At 50.6% G+C, this 19,621-nt stretch carries 12 protein-coding genes; 3 read left to right on the forward strand and 9 right to left on the reverse strand.

The genetic code is table 11. The features are described from left to right. The first annotated feature begins 13 nt into the window (after positions 1-13). Positions 14-532, forward strand: a complete 519-nt coding sequence (locus tag HEN21_RS07180; protein WP_010344568.1) for an outer membrane lipoprotein — start codon at positions 14-16, stop codon at positions 530-532. A gap of 15 nt (positions 533-547) precedes the next feature. Next, positions 548-1,087, forward strand: coding sequence for a DUF5384 family protein (locus tag HEN21_RS07185; protein ID WP_000756784.1), 540 nt, complete (start codon positions 548-550; stop codon positions 1,085-1,087). Between the two features lie 134 nt (positions 1,088-1,221). Here the strand turns inward: HEN21_RS07185 and guaA are convergent, their stop codons facing one another. Further along, complete coding sequence (gene guaA / locus HEN21_RS07190; protein WP_000138265.1) at positions 1,222-2,799, reverse strand: glutamine-hydrolyzing GMP synthase; 1,578 nt, start codon at positions 2,797-2,799, stop codon at positions 1,222-1,224. Between the two features lie 68 nt (positions 2,800-2,867). Beyond that, the gene (guaB, locus tag HEN21_RS07195) at positions 2,868-4,334 is read right to left on the reverse strand and encodes an IMP dehydrogenase (RefSeq protein ID WP_010349860.1); all 1,467 of its coding nucleotides are present in this window, start codon (positions 4,332-4,334) and stop codon (positions 2,868-2,870) included. A 161-nt stretch (positions 4,335-4,495) separates the two neighbouring features. Between guaB and xseA the strand changes: the two genes are divergently transcribed. Then, positions 4,496-5,872 carry an exodeoxyribonuclease VII large subunit gene (gene xseA, locus HEN21_RS07200; RefSeq protein WP_105285161.1) on the forward strand — a complete coding sequence of 459 codons (1,377 nt, stop codon included), beginning with the start codon at positions 4,496-4,498 and terminating at the stop codon, positions 5,870-5,872. 68 nt (positions 5,873-5,940) lie between these two features. Here the strand turns inward: xseA and HEN21_RS07205 are convergent, their stop codons facing one another. From HEN21_RS07205 to yfgM, 7 genes are all read right to left on the reverse strand, one after another. Then, a complete protein-coding gene (locus HEN21_RS07205) occupies positions 5,941-12,399 on the reverse strand; it encodes an adhesion domain-containing protein (RefSeq protein ID WP_176251776.1) in 6,459 nt (2,152 codons plus the stop codon). 115 nt (positions 12,400-12,514) lie between these two features. Then, positions 12,515-13,480 carry a SinI family autotransporter-associated protein gene (locus tag HEN21_RS07210; RefSeq protein ID WP_000683614.1) on the reverse strand — a complete coding sequence of 322 codons (966 nt, stop codon included), beginning with the start codon at positions 13,478-13,480 and terminating at the stop codon, positions 12,515-12,517. Positions 13,481-13,535: 55 nt separating this feature from the next. Continuing rightward, a complete protein-coding gene (gene sinH / locus HEN21_RS07215) occupies positions 13,536-15,716 on the reverse strand; it encodes an intimin-like inverse autotransporter SinH (RefSeq protein WP_176251777.1) in 2,181 nt (726 codons plus the stop codon). 211 nt (positions 15,717-15,927) lie between these two features. Next, entirely contained in the window at positions 15,928-16,143 is a 216-nt protein-coding gene (locus HEN21_RS07220; RefSeq protein ID WP_000422360.1) for a zinc ribbon domain-containing protein, read from the reverse strand. Between the two features lie 62 nt (positions 16,144-16,205). After that, the gene (der, locus tag HEN21_RS07225; RefSeq protein ID WP_016158778.1) at positions 16,206-17,678 is read right to left on the reverse strand and encodes a ribosome biogenesis GTPase Der; all 1,473 of its coding nucleotides are present in this window, start codon (positions 17,676-17,678) and stop codon (positions 16,206-16,208) included. Between the two features lie 117 nt (positions 17,679-17,795). Further along, positions 17,796-18,974 (reverse strand): outer membrane protein assembly factor BamB, encoded by a 1,179-nt coding sequence (bamB, locus tag HEN21_RS07230; RefSeq protein ID WP_001177079.1) that lies wholly within the window; start codon positions 18,972-18,974, stop codon positions 17,796-17,798. A 10-nt stretch (positions 18,975-18,984) separates the two neighbouring features. After that, positions 18,985-19,605, reverse strand: a complete 621-nt coding sequence (gene yfgM, locus HEN21_RS07235; protein ID WP_000409213.1) for an ancillary SecYEG translocon subunit YfgM — start codon at positions 19,603-19,605, stop codon at positions 18,985-18,987. Between the last annotated feature and the right edge of the window lie 16 nt (positions 19,606-19,621).

Below are 19,621 nucleotides of genomic sequence, written 5' to 3' on the forward strand. Positions count from 1 at the left end.
ATAACAAGGAATAGTGATGAAATTTAAAAAATGTCTTCTGCCTGTGGCAATTTTAGCGTCATTCACCCTGGCAGGATGCCAGTCAAATGCTGACGATCATGCCGCCGATGTTTATCAAACCGATCAACTGAATACAAAACAAGAAACCAAAACCGTTAATATTATTTCCATTCTTCCCGCCAAAGTTGCCGTAGACAACTCACAAAATAAACGGAACGCACAAGCCTTCGGCGCACTTATTGGGGCCGTCGCTGGCGGCGTTATCGGCCATAACGTCGGCTCCGGCAGTAACTCCGGAACGACGGCAGGTGCAGTTGGCGGCGGAGCCGTAGGTGCGGCGGCTGGTTCTATGGTGAATGATAAAACATTAGTGGAAGGTGTTTCTTTAACATACAAAGAAGGCACCAAAGTGTATACCTCCACCCAGGTGGGTAAAGAATGCCAGTTCACGACGGGTTTAGCCGTTGTTATTACCACTACGTATAACGAAACGCGTATTCAGCCAAATACAAAATGTCCTGAAAAAAGCTAATAATCAGGAGGATTCATGAAGAAGGTTTTACTTTGCGCCATCTTAGCCGCCTTAAGTAGTTCAACTTTCGCCTCTTCATTACAGGATCAACTCTCTGCTGTCGCAGAAGCGGAACAACAAGGTAAAAATGAAGAGCAAAGGCAGCATGACGAATGGGTAGCGGAGCGCAACAGGGAAATCCAGCAAGAGAAGCAACGGCGTGCAAATGCGCAGGCTGCAGCAAATAAAAGAGCGGCAGCAGCAGCAGCGGATAAAAAAGCTCGCCAGGATAAACGGGACGCCGAGGCCACTGCGGATAAAAAGCGCGATCAAAGTTATGAAGATGAGCTACGCAGCTTAGAGATTCAGAAGCAAAAACTGGCGCTGGCAAAAGAAGAAGCCCGCGTTAAGCGTGAGAACGAATTTATCGATCAGGAACTGAAGCACAAAGCCGCGCAAACCGATGTTGTGCAATCTGAAGCTGACGCTAACAGGAATATGACTGAAGGCGGCCGCGATTTGATGAAGAGTGTGGGTAAAGCAGAAGAGAATAAATCGGACAGTTGGTTTAATTAATTGATGTCAGTAACTTCAAGCCTATGATTTGTGAGGATTATGGGCTTTTTTATATTGCTTGACTTTAGTCAGCGATGTAAAAAAACCCTCTGTAGCAACAGAGGGTTTTGTTCATTCATAGTGCGGGTATCAAATCATTCCCACTCAATAGTCGCTGGCGGCTTGCCGCTGATGTCATACACCACGCGGGAAATGCCGTTCACTTCATTGATAATTCGATTGGAAACACGGCCGAGGAAATCGTACGGCAGGTGTGCCCAGTGTGCGGTCATAAAGTCGATGGTTTCGACAGCACGCAGAGAAACAACCCAGTCATACTTACGACCATCGCCCATTACGCCAACGGAACGTACTGGCAGGAAGACGGTGAACGCCTGGCTGACTTTGTCGTACAGATCTGCTTTACGCAGCTCTTCAATGAAGATGGCATCTGCACGGCGCAGCAGGTCGCAGTACTCTTTCTTCACTTCGCCCAGCACGCGCACACCAAGGCCCGGTCCCGGGAACGGATGGCGATACAGCATGTCATACGGCAGACCCAGCTCCAGACCAATCTTACGCACTTCGTCTTTGAACAGCTCTTTCAGCGGTTCAACCAGGCCCATCTTCATCTCTTTCGGCAGGCCACCCACGTTGTGGTGAGACTTAATAACGTGCGCTTTACCGGTCGCAGACGCGGCAGATTCAATAACGTCAGGGTAGATAGTTCCCTGCGCCAGCCACTTCACATCTTCCAGTTTCAGGGCTTCTTCATCGAATACTTCAACAAAGACACGACCGATGATTTTACGTTTTGCTTCCGGATCGTTTTCGCCAGCCAGTGCTGACAGGAAGCGATCTTCTGCCGGAACGTGAACAATATTCAGGCCGAAGCGATCGCCAAACATATCCAGAACCTGCTCTGCTTCGTTGAGACGCAGCAGGCCGTTGTCGACAAATACGCAGGTCAGGTTTTTACCAATTGCACGGTGCAGAAGCATTGCGGTTACGGAAGAGTCCACGCCGCCAGAGAGGCCAAGGATCACTTTATCGTCGCCCACCTGTTCGCGGATGCGGGCTACCGCGTCGTCGATAATTTTCGCCGGAGTCCACAGGGCTTCACACTGGCAGATATCACGCACAAAACGCTCCAGCATACGCATACCCTGACGGGTGTGAGTCACTTCCGGGTGGAACTGCACACCGTAGAAGCGTTTTTCTTCGTTAGCCATAATGGCAAACGGGCAGCTTTCGGTGCTGGCTACGGTAACGAAATCTTGAGGAATTGCAGTTACCTTATCACCGTGGCTCATCCACACGTCAAGCAGCGGTTTGCCATCTGCGCTTAATGCATCTTCGATACCATGAATCAGCGCGCTATCAGTTTGTACTTCAACCTGCGCATAACCAAATTCACGTTCGTTAGAGGCTTCAACATGACCACCTAACTGCATCGCCATAGTCTGCATACCATAGCAAACACCGAATACCGGTACGCCTGCTTCAAAGACATACTGCGGCGCACGCGGGCTGTTTTCTTCGGTGGTACTTTCCGGGCCGCCGGAAAGAATAATGCCGCTTGGATTGAAGTCACGAATTTGTGCTTCTGTCACATCCCACGCCCACAGTTCGCAGTAAACACCCAGTTCACGCACGCGGCGCGCAACCAGTTGAGTGTACTGAGAACCGAAGTCCAGAATGAGGATGCGATGCTTATGAATGTTTTCCGTCATTGACGCTTATTCCGAGGCAAGTGAAACAGATAATATAAATCGCCCGACATGAAGTCGGGCGAAGAGAATCAGGAGCCCAGACGGTAGTTCGGGGACTCTTTAGTAATGGTCACGTCGTGAACGTGGCTTTCCTGGATGCCCGCACCGCTGATACGTACAAACTCCGCTTTAGTACGCAGTTCGTCGATAGTACCACAGCCGGTCAGCCCCATACAGGAGCGCAGGCCGCCCATCTGCTGGTGGATGATCTCTTTCAGGCGGCCTTTGTACGCTACGCGACCTTCGATACCTTCCGGCACCAGTTTGTCAGCGGCGTTGTCGCTCTGGAAGTAACGGTCAGAAGAACCTTTGGACATTGCGCCCAGAGAGCCCATCCCACGGTAAGATTTGTAAGAACGCCCCTGGTAGAGTTCGATTTCACCCGGAGATTCTTCAGTACCTGCCAGCATGGAACCTACCATCACCGCGCTTGCACCAGCAGCGATAGCTTTCGCAATATCGCCGGAGAAGCGAATACCACCGTCAGCGATAACCGGAATACCGGTGCCTTCCAGGGCTTCTACTGCGTCAGCAACGGCGGTGATCTGCGGAACCCCCACACCAGTAACGATACGAGTCGTACAAATAGAGCCAGGGCCGATACCGACTTTAACCGCGCTGCAACCTGCTTCTGCCAGCGCGCGGGCACCAGCAGCTGTTGCTACGTTACCGCCGATGATTTGCAGATCCGGATATTTAGCGCGAGTTTCACGGATACGCTGCAGAACGCCTTCAGAGTGACCGTGAGAGGAGTCGATCAGCAGAACGTCAACGCCTGCGGCAACCAGTGCATCAATACGCTCTTCGTTTCCAGCACCCGCGCCAACCGCTGCACCAACACGCAGACGACCTTGTTCGTCTTTACACGCGTTCGGTTTACGTTCCGCTTTCTGGAAGTCTTTCACGGTGATCATGCCGATCAGGTGGAATTCGTCATCAACCACCAGCGCCTTCTCAACGCGTTTTTCGTGCATTTTTGCCAGCACAACTTCGCGGGCTTCGCCTTCACGCACAGTCACCAGACGCTCTTTCGGCGTCATGTAAACGCTAACTGGCTGGTTCAGGTCGGTCACAAAACGCACGTCACGACCGGTGATGATGCCGACCAGTTCGTTTTCTTCGGTAACGACCGGGTAGCCCGCAAAGCCATTACGTTCAGTCAGTTCTTTCACTTCGCGCAGCGTCGTGGTTGGCAGAACTGTCTGTGGGTCAGTCACCACGCCAGATTCGTGTTTTTTCACACGGCGAACTTCTTCAGCCTGGCGTTCAATAGACATGTTTTTGTGGATAAAGCCGATACCGCCTTCCTGAGCCAGAGCAATAGCCAGGCGCGCTTCCGTTACGGTATCCATTGCTGCGGAGAGCATAGGGATATTCAGACGAATAGTTTTCGTCAGCTGGGTGCTGAGGTCAGCAGTATTCGGCAGAACGGTAGAGTGAGCAGGAACGAGGAGAACGTCGTCAAATGTGAGAGCTTCTTTAGCGATACGTAGCATGGGCAATATCTCGACCAGAGTGGTTAATAAATATTGCCGTGGCATTATACAGAGCGTAACCGATTGCATCTACCCCTTTTTGCAAAAAATGCTTGCTATCCCCAGAAGGCGGGTTACTATCGATTGAATAACCTGCTGATTTAGAATTTGATCTCGCTCACATGTTACCGTCTCAATCCCCTGCAATTTTTACCGTTAGCCGCCTGAATCAAACGGTTCGTCTGCTGCTTGAGCAGGAGATGGGACAAGTGTGGATCAGCGGTGAAATCTCGAACTTCACACAACCGGCCTCCGGTCACTGGTACTTTACGCTCAAAGACGATACCGCCCAGGTTCGCTGCGCGATGTTCCGCAACAGCAACCGCCGGGTTACCTTTCGCCCACAGCACGGGCAACAGGTTCTGGTTCGCGCCAACATTACGCTGTATGAGCCGCGCGGTGATTATCAGATTATCGTCGAGAGTATGCAGCCAGCCGGTGAAGGCTTGTTGCAACAGAAATACGAACAGCTAAAAGCGAAGTTGCAGGCAGAAGGTTTGTTCGATCAGCAACTAAAAAAACCGCTCCCCTCCCCCGCGCACTGTGTCGGTGTGATTACATCCAAAACCGGCGCGGCGCTGCACGATATTTTGCATGTGTTAAAACGTCGAGATCCTTCACTGCCGGTGATTATTTATCCTACTGCCGTTCAGGGCGATGATGCGCCGGGGCAAATCGTTCGCGCGATTGAACTGGCGAACCTGCGTAACGAGTGCGACGTCTTGATCGTCGGTCGCGGCGGCGGTTCGCTGGAAGATTTGTGGAGTTTTAACGATGAGCGTGTGGCGAGGGCGATTTTTGCCAGCCGAATTCCGATTGTCAGCGCCGTCGGTCATGAAACCGATGTGACGATTGCCGACTTTATTGCCGATCTGCGCGCACCAACGCCCTCTGCCGCCGCCGAAGTCGTGAGCCGCAATCAACAGGAGTTACTGCGCCAGGTGCAATCTGCCCGCCAGCGGCTGGAGATGGCGATGGATTATTATCTCGCCAACCGTACCCGGCGCTTTACGCAGATTCATCACCGTTTACAGCAGCAACATCCGCAGTTACGTCTGGCGCGGCAGCAAACCATGCTGGAGCGACTGCAAAAACGGATGAGCTTTGCGCTGGAAAACCGGTTGAAGCGGGCAGGTCAGCAACAGCAACGGCTTGAACAACGTCTGAATCAGCAAAATCCTCAACCACGCATTCATCGCGCGCAGACTCGCATTCAACAACTGGAATATCGCCTGGCGGAAACTCTGCGAGCACAGCTTAGTGCCACACGTGAACGCTTTGGTAATGCAGTGACACATCTGGAAGCCGTGAGTCCACTGTCCACGCTGGCGCGTGGCTATAGCGTCACCAGCGCCGCCGATGGGACAGTGCTGAAGCAAGTTAAGCAGGTAAAACCCGGTGATACATTGACCACGCGTTTGAATGATGGCGTGGTGGTCAGCGTGGTGAGCGACGTGACGAAAACACGCAAATCACGCAAAAAAGCGGTGAACTCGTAGGCCGGATAAGCTGCGCCTGCATCGCGTCCAGCAATATCACCATGCCAGCACCAGATGCAACCAGGCCATTATTGGAAACAGGTGGCAAAACCTGGTGTTTTACCCGCCTCAATACCACAATCCTGAGTACTATTTTGTTCAAACATGCCGCAATATAATACCCCGGCTCGATCGGTTGAAAAGTAAGGGAAGTTTTTAGGGGATGAGGGCCACCCTAACGAATTAAAGCTGTTAGATAACACCTCTAACTCGTTATATGTCGGCGCACTATCCATGCTACCGCACTGTTTCTTGATATCCCATTTTGACGAATCAACGACATGAGCAAGACCCCACGTTTCGTTATTGATATCAGGTGTCCCAGCTGCTTGTGCCCCAGAGGGTAATTCCGTCGACAGCAATGGTCGATGTAATGTTTTTCCATTCACCCCCACCGTATCCGCCATATGTCCCCAGAAATGAGCCGAGGAGACGTTCGGGCTGGTGATAACAGTGAAAATAGTGTCCATCGTCGCGTTGATGCTGGTGTTATCGGTCAGCGTCACCGTCAGCGGCGTTTTATATCCAGGCGTATTATCCTGTTTAATCATAAATGTCGCTGTACCGTCGGAACCGGTGGTTCCCTGGAGTGAATTACCACTATCAGTCATTATGACCGTCGCGCCAGTTGGCGGCTGAACGGTCAGATCATCCATTGCCGCCACATCGCCATATAAAGTCGCACCTGGGTTGCGCGGCGCTGCATCACCGCGTTTCAGGCTAAAGGCCACGTTTGACACTGGGTTCCCGGCGCTGTCTCTCACGGTGACAGTCACAGGCATAGATTCCCCTTTCTTCACTTTCGCAGCCTGAGTAGAAGAATCAAACGCTGGTGAGGTAAGTGTTACCACAGACACCGAAGCGTTAGGGTTCAGCAAGCAGGCCTGCAATGCGCGGCTTCTGTTCGCCGCCTCAGCCTGGCCATTATACAAATCGACAGTCGCGCATCTGTTGACTCCACTGGTATCACACGTTGAGTCCACTGCCCACCAGGCATACCCCGATGACTCCACCGGCCAGCCGGTATCAGCCATCAATGTTCCATTGGGATGACGGTTATACAGCGATATAAGTTGCTCGTTGGTCGGCCAGCGCGCGGCCTCACACGCCGCCGTGCCGCTACGTTCCCTTTCCTGAACAGTAGGCACAAGCCAACTTTCACTATTTAAATCCTTAACGTGAACGCCTGAGGTGTTCGTTAACTCAGCCTTTATTTTAGGCCGCACAAAAACGGTGCCATCTGCCGCCGTCACCGTTTCCCCCATATGCCCCCACATGTTGGCTACGCTAACGTCCGGGCTGGTGATAACCGTGAAAATCGCGTCCAGCGTGGCTGTTGGCATAGGGCTGAAGCCCAGTGCTTTTACGGTTATCGGCGTTCTAAGACCGGTCGTACTATCCTGGTGAAGATTCAGCGTCGCTTTACCCTGAGCATCAGTCTGAATAACCAGATAACTGGTATTACTACGACCATTCATGCTGGCGCTTTGTATGGTTTGTGCTGGGTTGAACGTATCAGCCACCAAATCATCCGTCGTTACCGTTTCGCTGAGCGATGTGCCCGCGCGATTGTAGCTGGCGGCACGCAAAATCCCTACCGACTCAAATGGTGCAGGCGAGCCATCCGCACGGGTCACAGTAATCGTCAACGGAAGCGGTGAGCCTTTATGTGCTTTCCCGGCCGGTAACGAACTATCCCAGTTTTCCTCCGCAGTGGTCAGGGTAATATTGCCCACCGACTCCACACTTTCCAGACAGGTCTGGAAGTTGAGATCTGCAGAATCCGACGCGACATGTCCAGTATTCCCCACCTTGAGGTTAATATACTGATAATTAGGATTAACAGCGCCTGAACTGGAGACAACGCTTCGTGACCAGAAGTACGGCTTTGGCGCTGCTGACTTGTCAAGCGGCCAGCCCTGTGCCGTTTCAATCGTTCCTGAAGGGTATGCCTCATATAACGATTGCAGATCGCCAATAGACGGCAGTTTATCTTTACAACCTCCCTGCATACCACTCAGCGCATTATTGATAGTCAGTCGCTGCCAATATTCATTGTTAACAATAAGCCCATTGGAAGAACCGACTTCATCTTTTAACTGTGGGCGATGGAAGACTTTGCCGTTTTTAGCCGTTAAGGTCTCCGGCATATGACCCCAGAAGTTAGCTTTTGGCGTATCCGGGCTGGTAACGGTCGTGAAAATCGCGCTCAGCGTATTCGAGATAATGCCGTTACCGTCATCAATTTCTGCGGTGAGCGGGATACGCGTACCGTCTCCCTTATATATCTGGCGTAGTATAAAAGTGACCGTACCGTCACCACTGGTCATGCTGTAATATTTATTTCCGTCATCAAAATAACCGTTGGAATTATTGTAACTGTCTTGCACATAAATCAGCCGTGACTGATTGGTAATCTTGCCGTTGTTGGTCGCATTTGAGGTTCGAGCCACGGTGAAACCATGATTCAACGTAATCGGCACATAACCTTTTGGATTTCCCTGGGCGTCGCGAGTGGTCACCGTCATGGTGATTTGATCCCCGGTATTGCTGTAGTCTGTTCTGACTTTTACTGCATCAAGGTTGTCATACTTTGCCGTTTTATCAGACGTTAATTCGATGGTGCTCACCTTCGGATTTGCCGTTGTCTGGCAGGTCAGATACCCTAACTCCGTGGATGCCAGACTGTAGCTGGTCCCGTCGCTCAATTGTACGCTTTTATATTTGCGATCCTCGATACTGTCTTTTTCCGGTGTGCTGGAGTCGTAACCTTTTTTTAGCAAGACAGGCCAGCCATCTACCGCATGTCCACGCCATTCACTGGAGAGTGTGAGTAACGCGTCCTGAGTCGGAATATAATCCGCGCCACAGCCGCCATTACTGGCCTTCGTCGCCTGATCTTCGGTAAACAGAGCCCAGCTTTCGTTATCCTCTACATCAGACTTACGTTTGGCGGCAGGGCTATCGGTTAGTTCCGTAAACAGAATCGGCCGTTTAAATGTCAGTCCACCTGCGCTCAACGTTTCCGGCATGTGGCCCCACATATTCGCTTTATCGGTATCCGGACTGGTAACCACGGTGAAAATGGTATCCATTGCAGCCTTTTTTGTCGGATCGGAATAGAGCGCGGCGGTGAGCGCCGTTTTCGTGCCGTGGGTATCCGGACGCGTAATATTGAGAATTTTACTTCCGTCGCTACCGGTTAGTGCCACATATGCTGTCGCTGTATCGTTGAGCACCATCTCATCAGGCAGACCCGCATCAACCACCACCGATGAAACAATCCCATCACCGCTACCTGCCGTATGACGTTCACCAGAACGGGTATATCCATCGCCACGTTTCAGGGTAAATGGCATATCTGCCATCGGGTTACCGGCAACGTCTTTGACCGTCACCTTCACCTGTAACGTCTCGCCCTTTTTCAGCTTTGCCGCATTAAGCGAACTATACCACTGCGCCTGATCCACCACTTCCAGTGTAATGATGCTTGCGGGAGGGTTAGCATCTTTCAGACAACTCATATAAATCGAGTCATCGGCAGCATTCTGTACGTTCCCGTTATTCAACCAGACGGAGGCAAGGTGCGGAACTTTATCCATCGGCGTGCCGCTCCAGTATTGTTCACGCAAGGTGGGCCAACCATGAACGGTTTGAATCGTATTGTTACTGTTGGCGTTGTATAGAGCGGTAAGCTGTGACTGGCGTGGCACTTTATTTTTCTCGCAACCGCCAGCCGCGATATTTTCGATATCAGACTGCGCCACACGTACCCAGGTTTCGTTATTTTCCACAAGTGAACGGTTTCCTGCGCTCACTTCAGAGAATAATTTCGGTCGCTTAAAAGTTATAGAATCCACAGTGATGGATTCGTCCATGTGACCCCACATTTGCGCGCTGGCTACATCCGGGCTGGTGGGGGTAGTAAAAATCACGTTGTAGTTAACGGTATTAGGAACATAAGAGTTGGTCGGCGTGATATCCAGAGGAGTCCCCAGCCCAACGCCTTGCGGCTGCTCAATGTCCACCGTTGCTATACCTCGAGCGTCGGTTGTACCGGAATAGACAGTTGTGGGCTGAGAAGTACCGTAGAAAGTACCGTTCATCTCTATCGCGCCGCTGGTTGGATCATCAAACCCAGTAACCTGCCCTGGACGGTTATACCCCATGCCTTTGGTGATGGTGAAATTTGTAAACGGCACAGCCGCGTCATTTAATGCGTTATAGGTTCGCACTGTCATGACAATTTTTTCACCGACTTTAGCCTGCGCCCGGCTTCCAATAGCGACATCATGATCGGTCGTGACCGCCACCTGCGCGACCATTTCATTACCTGAACATGAAAGGTAGTTTTGTTTAAAGCCAGAATAACTATCGACCAGCCCCGTTTTGAAACTGACCGATGAATGCGTCGCCTGCTCCACCGCGCTTAAGTAATCTTGTTTTGCCGTTGGCCAACCGTATTTTGTGCCTATAACATTAGCAGGATAAGCGTTGTACAGGCTTTCCAGCGAACTCTGGCGCGGAATATGTCCAGTTCTACATTCCGCCTGCATAGAGCCATTTTGGTCAAACAGTGCCCAGTCTTCGTTATTTTCCCGCATAGAACCCAGTTCATGAGCAGTTTCATCCGCCAGCAGCGGGCGTTTAAAGACGCTACCAGATTCGATAATCCCGAGCATATGCCCCCACATTCTGGCCTTATCGCTGTCCGGACTGGTTACTACTGTGAAAATGACATCTTTCGCATCAGACGCAGTGAAGTCACTACGCATTCTCGCCGTAATATGGGTTTTAACGCCAGCGCCATCGGGCTGACTCAACCTCAATGAGGCCTGACCGTTAACATCTGTTATCCCTTCATAAGTATGCGCATCAACCTGGTGAAAATTGGCTCCTCCCGTTATTTGCACCGGATGCGCTTCCCATGCGTCGTCGGATTGATTCTTTCGGTTGATGCCATCATCCAGATGCAGCGAGAAATAGTAGTAAGCCAGCGGCTGACCATTATTTTTGTTATCGGTGATTGTCAGTCGCATAGAGGCATCTTCACCCACCTTAACCTTCATCGCCTGTACCGTGGAGTCATAGCTTGCAGGTGTGAGAATCAGTTTTGGTTCAACGTCCGGTGCCTCTTTATCCACACAGCTAACAATAAGTTTTGTATCGTCCGATTTTTGCGCTTCGCTACGGTTAGACACATCTGCCGCATGATGCTGCCCGGTCATGCCCGCGAGGGATGACCAGTAATAATCTCCCTGCATCGGCCAGCCAGCGACTTCCTGAATTGATGTAGGAACCACCGTTGCCATCGCGCCAAACTGGCGCATACCTGGCAAAATATCGCAGTGATTATCTGCGCCACTCCAGGTGAAGGTTGACCAGGTTTCATTATGATCATCGACGCTGCTTGCTTCATTATCGACTTCAGCCGCCAGTTTCGGACGGCTGAAGGTATAATCCCGAGCCTTGAGCGTATCCGCCATATGACCCCACATGTTTGCCTGTGGTACGTCCGGGCTGGTGAGAACGCTAAAAATGACCGCCGTTTCGCTGGTTTGGCTAATGCCAGACAGGCTTACGACCAGCGGCGTTTTTACGCCTTGCCCGTTCGGTTGAGCCACCGTTACCGTCGCCGTACCATTTTCATCCGTCGTGCCGTGATATTCCGTTGCCGTGGTGGTAAGTTCCGTACTCCCCAGTTTTACCGGACCGATGTTATTCACCACGCCCTGACGGTTTTCTGCATCCCGACGTTTGATAATAAAAGGAATATTTCCTGCCAGATTGCCCTGACAGTCTTTCGTCGTCACCGTTAGCGTAATTGAACCATCCACGGTCGTTTTTGCCGCTTTCAGCGTATCGTCATATCCGTTAGCGGTAATGGTAACCAGATCACCCTGTGCAGCCGCGATGTTCAGCGTCACTTTATTATCAACCAACGGCACTGACCCCTGATTAGGTACGCCCGTTAAGGTAAAGAGATAAAGTAAAGGTATCGTTTGTTGTTGGTCAATTCGCGGCCAGGCAACCAGAGAATGTCCAGCCAGATCCTGGGCACAAAATGACCTGTCTGGGCGCGGCTGTGGATCTAACGGCGTATCCGGCGTGGCGGCCTCAGCCCACACCAGAGAAACAGAAGGTGGATTTTGATTTTCCCAACGCAGCAGCGGTGGCGTGGCGAAAACGTCCCCTTCAGTATCCAGAGGGTTCTGTAAGATCATCTGCGTAGCCGTATCATCTACGCTAAATTCACTGGGTTTTGCAAAGGCCTGAACATCGTGAGGTTCTGTCGGTTCAAGCAGGGTGCTGCCCTGATAAACGGGTACACTGGCGTTCTCTGCACCAGGCACAGTGCCATTGATTGCGTCGGTCGAGATACCCGTTTGTTGCCACTGGCCACCTTTTAACACTGCCACTACCTGAAAAGAAAGGGAGAGCAGTAAAACCGCCGTTATCGCTTTTATCAGTTTCAAAGCCCCGCCCATAATTGAAACCTGCCCGTTTAAAGTTACTTTTTCACCTCAACCCACTTTGCTTAACGCAGGTTAAGCAAAGTGCGCGGAAAAGCACCATTCCCCTGGGGAATGGTGCCGGTGACGATTATTTTCTCTGGTAGTCGATGGACAAACCGTAGCCCTGAACACCATCTGCGCCAATTGTGAGGCCGCCTTCGCTGTAGTCGAACGCAGTCTTCGCTTCGGCATTGGTAACCGGGATAACCAGGTCGCTGTTGTTGTAGCTCGGGTTGACAATCCCCCCCGCCGTCCGCAACTGCAGACTGGTGCCGGTAAAGCGCCAGCGGTAGTTGTACTGGCTGGTAACCTCTTCACCCGTATCGTAGGAACCGTTGCTGTTTTTATCTTTCCACAGCATGACCTGATAGGTGGTATTCGTTTTAAGTTTGGTATCTTTACCCAGCAGGTTGGTATTGATATCCTTCTCGTGAATGACAACTTTAACTGCGTCATCAAATACTGGCCCTTCAGGAATATCATCGCTGTCAGAACCACCGCCTGCGTTAGTAGAGAGATCCAACAGCACCAGTTGTTCTGCGACGTTAGGGTCGCCGGTTGTCGTGGTTGGGGTAATTTTCAAACCGATATAGCGGTCAGCATCTGCTGCGGCAATGGTGTAAGTATCACTGCCAGCAGTACCGATCTCCTTCGGATCGCCCCCCGCCTGGTCACTAAAGCTCATCCATTGCAGCGTCGCTTTTGTCGCGGTGTTGTTGTCATCAAGATCGCCCTGGGTATCGCCAATGGCCCAGTTTGCCGTTAACTTATCGCCAACATGAAATTGCTTTTCGCCATCCGTAGATGCAGTACGACCACCGCGATCAACGGTTATGGACACATGAGATTTATCGGCGTCGGTGATTTCTGTCGCGCTACGGGTTATCCACGGCACTGTACCCTGAATCGTTCCGGTTGATTGCGTCTCTGATTGCCACTGGCCAGCTCTTAGATTGCCCTGCCCTTCTGCCATGGCGGCAGGTACTGCGCAGTACCCTGCTAGAGCCAGTGCCAGCGCGACTTTGGTCATCGGTCGCTTTAAATAATGTTTCATGCAACTCTCTCCTTGATTAATTTCCAGCGGCTGGCCGATCGGCCATTACGCCGATCTAGTGCTTGCTGTAAACCACACGTAATCCATATCCCTGCACGCCATCTTCTTTTTGAGCACCGAACTTCTGCACGGCCTCGTCGTTGGTGGCAGGGATGACAATATCTTCATTACTGGTATTCGATTGCGCACCGGTGTAGCCATTAACGCTGTGCCCGGTAAATTCCCACTGGTAGTCGTATTGCGCCATCTCTTCTTCCGTCAGTTTTTCCGACTGCTGGAAAACACCATCTTTATTGGCGTCACGCCATAAGACAAAACGGTAGGCGTTATCCACAGGTAAATGCTCTTTCTCATTGTCGATAAGATTGACGGGGTTAGTCGCAGATATACGGTAGATAAACGCATTAACATCATTCTCCCCGGCACCAAGGAATGTCACATCCACATAGTTGCTGTCGTCATACGGAGCAGCTTTTGCTTTCCAACGGAAAGTGCCGGGTAACGTACTGGAGAGTGTGACGGTTCCTTTCTCTTTATCTTGCTTCGCGATAAAGACACAGGGGTTATCGGTTGAGCAGGGCTTATTGGCGAGCGTGACTTTTTTGTCTTGTGCATCATAAAGTTGTGGACTCAGACCATTGTCTGGAAGCGGATCACCGTTACGATCCGTGTCATCACCAAAACTGTCAGTGATATCAAGATCCATCACCACGCCATCGACACCATCAGCCTGGGCGCTGGCTTCATGGCTGTGATTGTTTTCTTCAGGCACGTTAGCAATGTTATTGACGATCAGCTCAATTTTACGATCCTGCTGTACGGTGATTTCTACCACACCGGAGTTTTGCCGATGACCCTTTTCATCTTCCAGCGCCAGACGCACTCGCCAGGTGTTGAGCTTTTCTTGTTCGGCTTGATCAGAGCTGTATTGCCAGGCAGGCAACACCAGATTCCAGTGATTATTGTTACCCTCGGTGATGGTGTTGGCTTTCACCACAGGCATCACTAGCGTGCGGGCGGCATTGTTTTTCGCCTGCCAGGAGGCGGCGACAATTTTATAGTGATGGTTGATCAGCGCATTAATGGTCCACTTACATTTTTCCAGTCCCACCGCAGCTTCCGGGGTGTCCTTGATAACACATTCCGGATGTTCGTTAGTGGAATCAGCCTTTAGCCAGAGCGTAACGTCGAGAGGGTCTTTTTCTTTATATTCCAGAACAATAAAATTATTTCGCTCAACAAAGTCATGTCGGCTACCCATCAGCGAGTGGGCTGCTTTGACATTATCGCTATTCAGTTGATCTTTAAGTGGTACACCGAACTGATAGTTAACGGTAGCGTTAATACTAAGATCACGGTTATCTCCAGTGCCTGCTTTATATTCCGTCCCGACTGTCAATAACGGAACTGGTTGATAGTTAACTCCAAGCGTCACCGCATACGGATCTTTCTCTAAATTATCAGTGCCGAACAGCGCAACTTCGTCACCATAATATTGCTCGAAAACAACTTTGCCCCCCAACTGTGGATAAGAAGGTAGCCAGGCTTCCGCACGCACATCCCAACCACGCGCAGGTCGTTCTAAATAGAAGTCGAAATCTTTTGAGTCTTTCCAGTCAGAAAGTGGATGGTAATAGTTACCAGAAAGTTTTAAATAATCCGTCCAGGCTTCAGTCCCTAACCCTAAACGGCGATGTCCGCGAGTGAAATCATAATCGTAAAATATATTTCCACCCAGAAGCCATTTATCAAAATTATGCCTCACCCCAAAACCTATATTACCTATCGTGCGTTCCTCTTTACGTTGAGCGGATAACTGGCTGAAATAAACACTTTTTTGATTGTCATATAAAGGAACAAAATAGTCGATTGAACTACCGTCCAGCGAGCCATCCTGACCGAGAGAAAGATTTGAGCGGACTTTACCGTATGGAGAAAGCGCACCTTCAATATAAGACTGTGCGGATGAGGTGATTTGCCCTTGCAGATAGCTTCTGGCCTGGGATTCCAGAGCTTCTGGGGTCAGGTTCTCAAACCCCTGCTGGGCGGATTCGGCGACGTAGTTGGCACCACGCTCTTTGAAGGATTTACCTTTATTATTTTGTTCTTCTTGTAAGGCAGCTTCGCTTCCCAAATCCGGTAATGAAGAGTCACTTTGCTTAACCTTTATCTCTGGTGTCGCATAAGCAGCACCAGAGATAAAAATTAGCATAAAATAGCGTATCCATCGCAACATGCCTTTTCCCTGTAACTATTTTATAATCTGAAATTAGCTTCGGCATTGTATTCCAGATAGTTCAGAGATTGCACACCAGAAATGCTAAATATATTCTTAAAGTTATAATAATGGGAGTTTGTTCACTCTAATTACGTGTTAAAGTAATAGAAAATAGCTCATAAAATTTATACCGGGAATATATAAAAGAAAAATATATATTCCCGTGATATTAAGCAGTGGTAAATTCAACGCGTTTTTTAGAAATTAAACCGTGTCCATTCTGGCAGAAATAATCCACCGCGCCACAGGCTTTTAATACCTGTAACGGCTGATGACAGTCAGGGCAAAGCGCCTGAACAGTGAAATCTTTATCGCAAGTTGTGCAGTGAGCCGTCTCGCCATTGCGTTCGAGAGGGCTTTGGCAGACTGGGCAGTTGAGTTCCATATTTCTTCCTCGCGATTGGTTGGGTTTCCCTTCCTGGATGGCAAGAGAAACCCAATAAGTAATTACTTACTTTTCTTAATGTGCTTCATCAGACGCTTACGTTTACGCATCTGGGTCGGCGTTAGAGTGTTACGCTTGTTCGCATACGGGTTTTCCCCTTCCTTGAACTGAATACGAATCGGCGTACCCATCACGTCCAGAGATTTACGGAAGTAATTCATCAGGTAACGTTTGTACGAGTCAGGCAGGTCTTTCACCTGGTTGCCGTGAATCACCACAATCGGCGGGTTATAACCACCAGCGTGGGCATATTTCAGCTTCACACGACGCCCGCGAACCAGTGGCGGCTGGTGATCTTCAACAGCCATGGTCATGATACGCGTCAGCATAGATGTCCCCACACGACGGGTAGAGCTGTCATATGCTTCACGTACTGATTCAAACAGGTTACCAACACCGCTACCGTGCAATGCAGAGATAAAATGCACACGAGCGAAGTCGATAAAGCCCAGACGGAAGTCCAGCGTCTCTTTCACCTGCTCTTTCACTTCCTGGCTCAGGCCGTCCCATTTGTTCACCACAATCACAAGTGAGCGCCCACTATTGAGAATAAAGCCAAGCAGGGAGAGATCCTGATCAGAAATACCTTCGCGTGCGTCAATTACCAACATCACAACGTTGGCATCTTCAATCGCCTGCAATGTTTTGATTACCGAGAACTTCTCTACCGCATCGGTAATTTTTCCGCGTTTACGCACGCCCGCAGTATCAATGAGCACATACTCACGTCCGTCACGTTCCATCGGAATGTAGATACTGTCACGCGTCGTGCCTGGCATGTCGTAAACCACGACGCGCTCTTCACCCAGGATACGGTTAGTGAGTGTAGACTTACCGACGTTTGGACGACCAACAATCGCCAGTTTGATCGGCAGACTTTGCGGATCAAAGTCGTCTTCCTCTTCTTCTTCGCCGTTCTCTTGCGCTTCAAATTGCGCCCAGTATTCAGCGTCTTCGTCGACTTCTTCTTGCGGCGCGATATCTTCCATCCACGGCAGCAGCACGTGCTCCAGCAGACTTAATACGCCACGACCATGCGAAGCGGCAATTGGGTAAATTTCACCTAAACCAAGTGAATAAAAATCAACGATTGCTTGATCCGGGTCCAGTCCATCGGTTTTGTTCGCCACCAGGAAGGTTGGCTTTTCGCGGGAACGCAGATGTTTGGCAATGGCTTCATCCGCAGGCATCAGACCCGCGCGCGCATCCACCATAAACAGCACCACATCCGCCTCTTCAATCGCCAGCAGCGACTGTTCCGCCATGCGAGTTTCTACACCGTCTTCTGTACCGTCAATCCCGCCGGTATCAATACAGATAAACTCGCGGCCTTCAATTTCCGCACGACCGTACTTACGGTCACGAGTCAGACCCGGGAAATCCGCAACCAGCGCATCTCGGGTGCGAGTTAGACGGTTAAATAACGTGGATTTTCCTACGTTAGGGCGCCCGACAAGCGCGACCACAGGTACCATGTTTAAAGCCTCATTTTTATAAATCATCAGACAACGCACGCTATTTTCGCGTCGTTGTTAAAAACAGGAAAACGGCTCCTGTCCAGGAGCCGTTTTCAAAGTGAACGACAGAGACGATTAACGTGTAATGGAGTACACGGTTCCGTCTTTTGCCTGGATCAGCAGTTTGCCATCAGCGGCAACCGGGTCAGTCTGGAAACCGGAGCTATCAACTTTTTGTTGGGCAACGAAACGTCCATCTTCCACATTAATCCAGTGCAGATAACCTTCGCTATCACCCACCACCAGGTTGCCATTATACAGCACCGGAGAAGTCAGCAGGCGGTGCAGCAGATCGCTTTGTGTCCACAGCGTCACGCCACCATCGATGGTCAACGCCATTACCCGGTCATTTTGATCAACCAGATAGATACGGTTACCGTCGACAATGAAATCATTCACCGAACCCAGTTCGCGTTTCCACATAATCTGACCACTGCGCAAATCAAGCGCCGTCAGGTTACCATTATAGGCCAGCGCGAAAACAACACCGTTCACAACCACTGGCGTAGTATCAACATCACTCAGACGGTCAATTTCGGTTGAACCGGTCGCCTGGGAGATACGCTGCTGCCAAATCATCTGTCCCTGCTGCATCAACACAGCACTGACGCGACCATTATCGCCACCGACGACTGCCGCACCAAATGCAGTTGCTGGCGCAGACTCACCACGCAGAGAAAGCGAAGGCATATCAAGGTTAACAGTCCATTTAACAGCGCCGTCAGCTTCGTTCAGCGCCTGCAGCTGACCGTTGCTGGTGTGAATTAACACCAGACCGTCGCTGACCACCGGGCGAGAAAGTGCTTCACCCGCTACTTTGGTTTGCCATGCCACAGTGCCATCGCTGGTGTTCAGCGCGTAAACCTGCGCTTTTTCGCTGCCAATATAGACATGACCACCTGCGACGGTCACACCGCCAGAAAGTAATGCCGGCTCTTTAGATAACCAGCCATCTTTCTCAGCCAGGCTGACAGACCAGATTTCTTTACCATCATCCGCATTCATCGCCTTTACCAAACCAGCGCGATCGGCTGCATAGACAACGTTATCCGCCAGTGCCGGATGAAGATTAGAGTAGAAGTTACCAATGCCGCTACCAACGGAAGTGCTCCACGCCGTGGTCGGCGTAAACTGGTTTTCAACGGTCGGCAATGGGGACATCTTGACCACATCTTCTTCACTGTTAAACAGCGAACAGCCGCTTAAAAGGGTAACGGAAAGCACTCCTGGCAGCAGTAATTTACGCAATTGCATCGGGTCCCTCTCAGATGGACAAATTATTAATTTTCATCTGCATCATTTCGCTCAGTGCCGGGGTCACATCGCTTTTCACGCCTGCTTCCCATGCACTACGCGCACCTTGCTTATCACCTTTGCTCAGTAATGCTTCACCACGCAAGTCGGCAACAATGGCAGCCCACCCTTCACCTTTTATGGTATCAAGGGTTTTCAGCGCAGCATCAGTCTGCTTGAGCTGCACCTGAACTCGGGCAAGACGCAGATTTATCACGGCTTTGAGATTTTCATCGCTCGTGTCCGCCAACCCTTGTTGCAATTGAGCGGCGGCTTTCTCTAGTTCATTTTTGTCAACAAATTGCTGCGCAAGTTCCAAAGAAGCCAGCGCGCCGTAAGTATTTTTATTTTCAGCAGCAAATTTTTCCGCCGCTGGGATGCTGTCCGGTTTGCCTTCGCTAACTGCGGTAACCGCATTTTGATAGGCAAGAGAAGCGGAGCGTGCGGACTCAACCTGATGGCTGTTCCAGTAGCGCCAGCCAATCAGTGCGCCAACGCCTAAAATCACCCCAACAGCCAGTGCTTTGCCATTTTCAGCAAAAAAGCGTTTAACCGCTTCAACCTGGTCGTTTTCGTTCTCGTAAATTTCCACGCTGTCCTTCTCCTTC

Source organism: Escherichia sp. 93.1518 (assembly GCF_013368915.2).
Lineage (GTDB): Bacteria > Pseudomonadota > Gammaproteobacteria > Enterobacterales > Enterobacteriaceae > Escherichia > Escherichia ruysiae.

Excerpts from the sequence above, each read along its gene's own strand:
- HEN21_RS07185 (WP_000756784.1), top strand. The coding sequence starts at position 548 with ATGAAGAAGGTTTTACTTTGCGCCATCTTAGCCGCCTTAAGTAGTTCA.
- guaA (WP_000138265.1), bottom strand. The coding sequence starts at position 2,799 with ATGACGGAAAACATTCATAAGCATCGCATCCTCATTCTGGACTTCGGT.
- guaB (WP_010349860.1), bottom strand. The coding sequence starts at position 4,334 with ATGCTACGTATCGCTAAAGAAGCTCTCACATTTGACGACGTTCTCCTC.
- xseA (WP_105285161.1), top strand. The coding sequence starts at position 4,496 with ATGTTACCGTCTCAATCCCCTGCAATTTTTACCGTTAGCCGCCTGAAT.
- HEN21_RS07205 (WP_176251776.1), bottom strand. The coding sequence starts at position 12,399 with ATGGGCGGGGCTTTGAAACTGATAAAAGCGATAACGGCGGTTTTACTG.
- HEN21_RS07210 (WP_000683614.1), bottom strand. The coding sequence starts at position 13,480 with ATGAAACATTATTTAAAGCGACCGATGACCAAAGTCGCGCTGGCACTG.
- sinH (WP_176251777.1), bottom strand. The coding sequence starts at position 15,716 with ATGTTGCGATGGATACGCTATTTTATGCTAATTTTTATCTCTGGTGCT.
- HEN21_RS07220 (WP_000422360.1), bottom strand. The coding sequence starts at position 16,143 with ATGGAACTCAACTGCCCAGTCTGCCAAAGCCCTCTCGAACGCAATGGC.
- der (WP_016158778.1), bottom strand. The coding sequence starts at position 17,678 with ATGGTACCTGTGGTCGCGCTTGTCGGGCGCCCTAACGTAGGAAAATCC.
- bamB (WP_001177079.1), bottom strand. The coding sequence starts at position 18,974 with ATGCAATTGCGTAAATTACTGCTGCCAGGAGTGCTTTCCGTTACCCTT.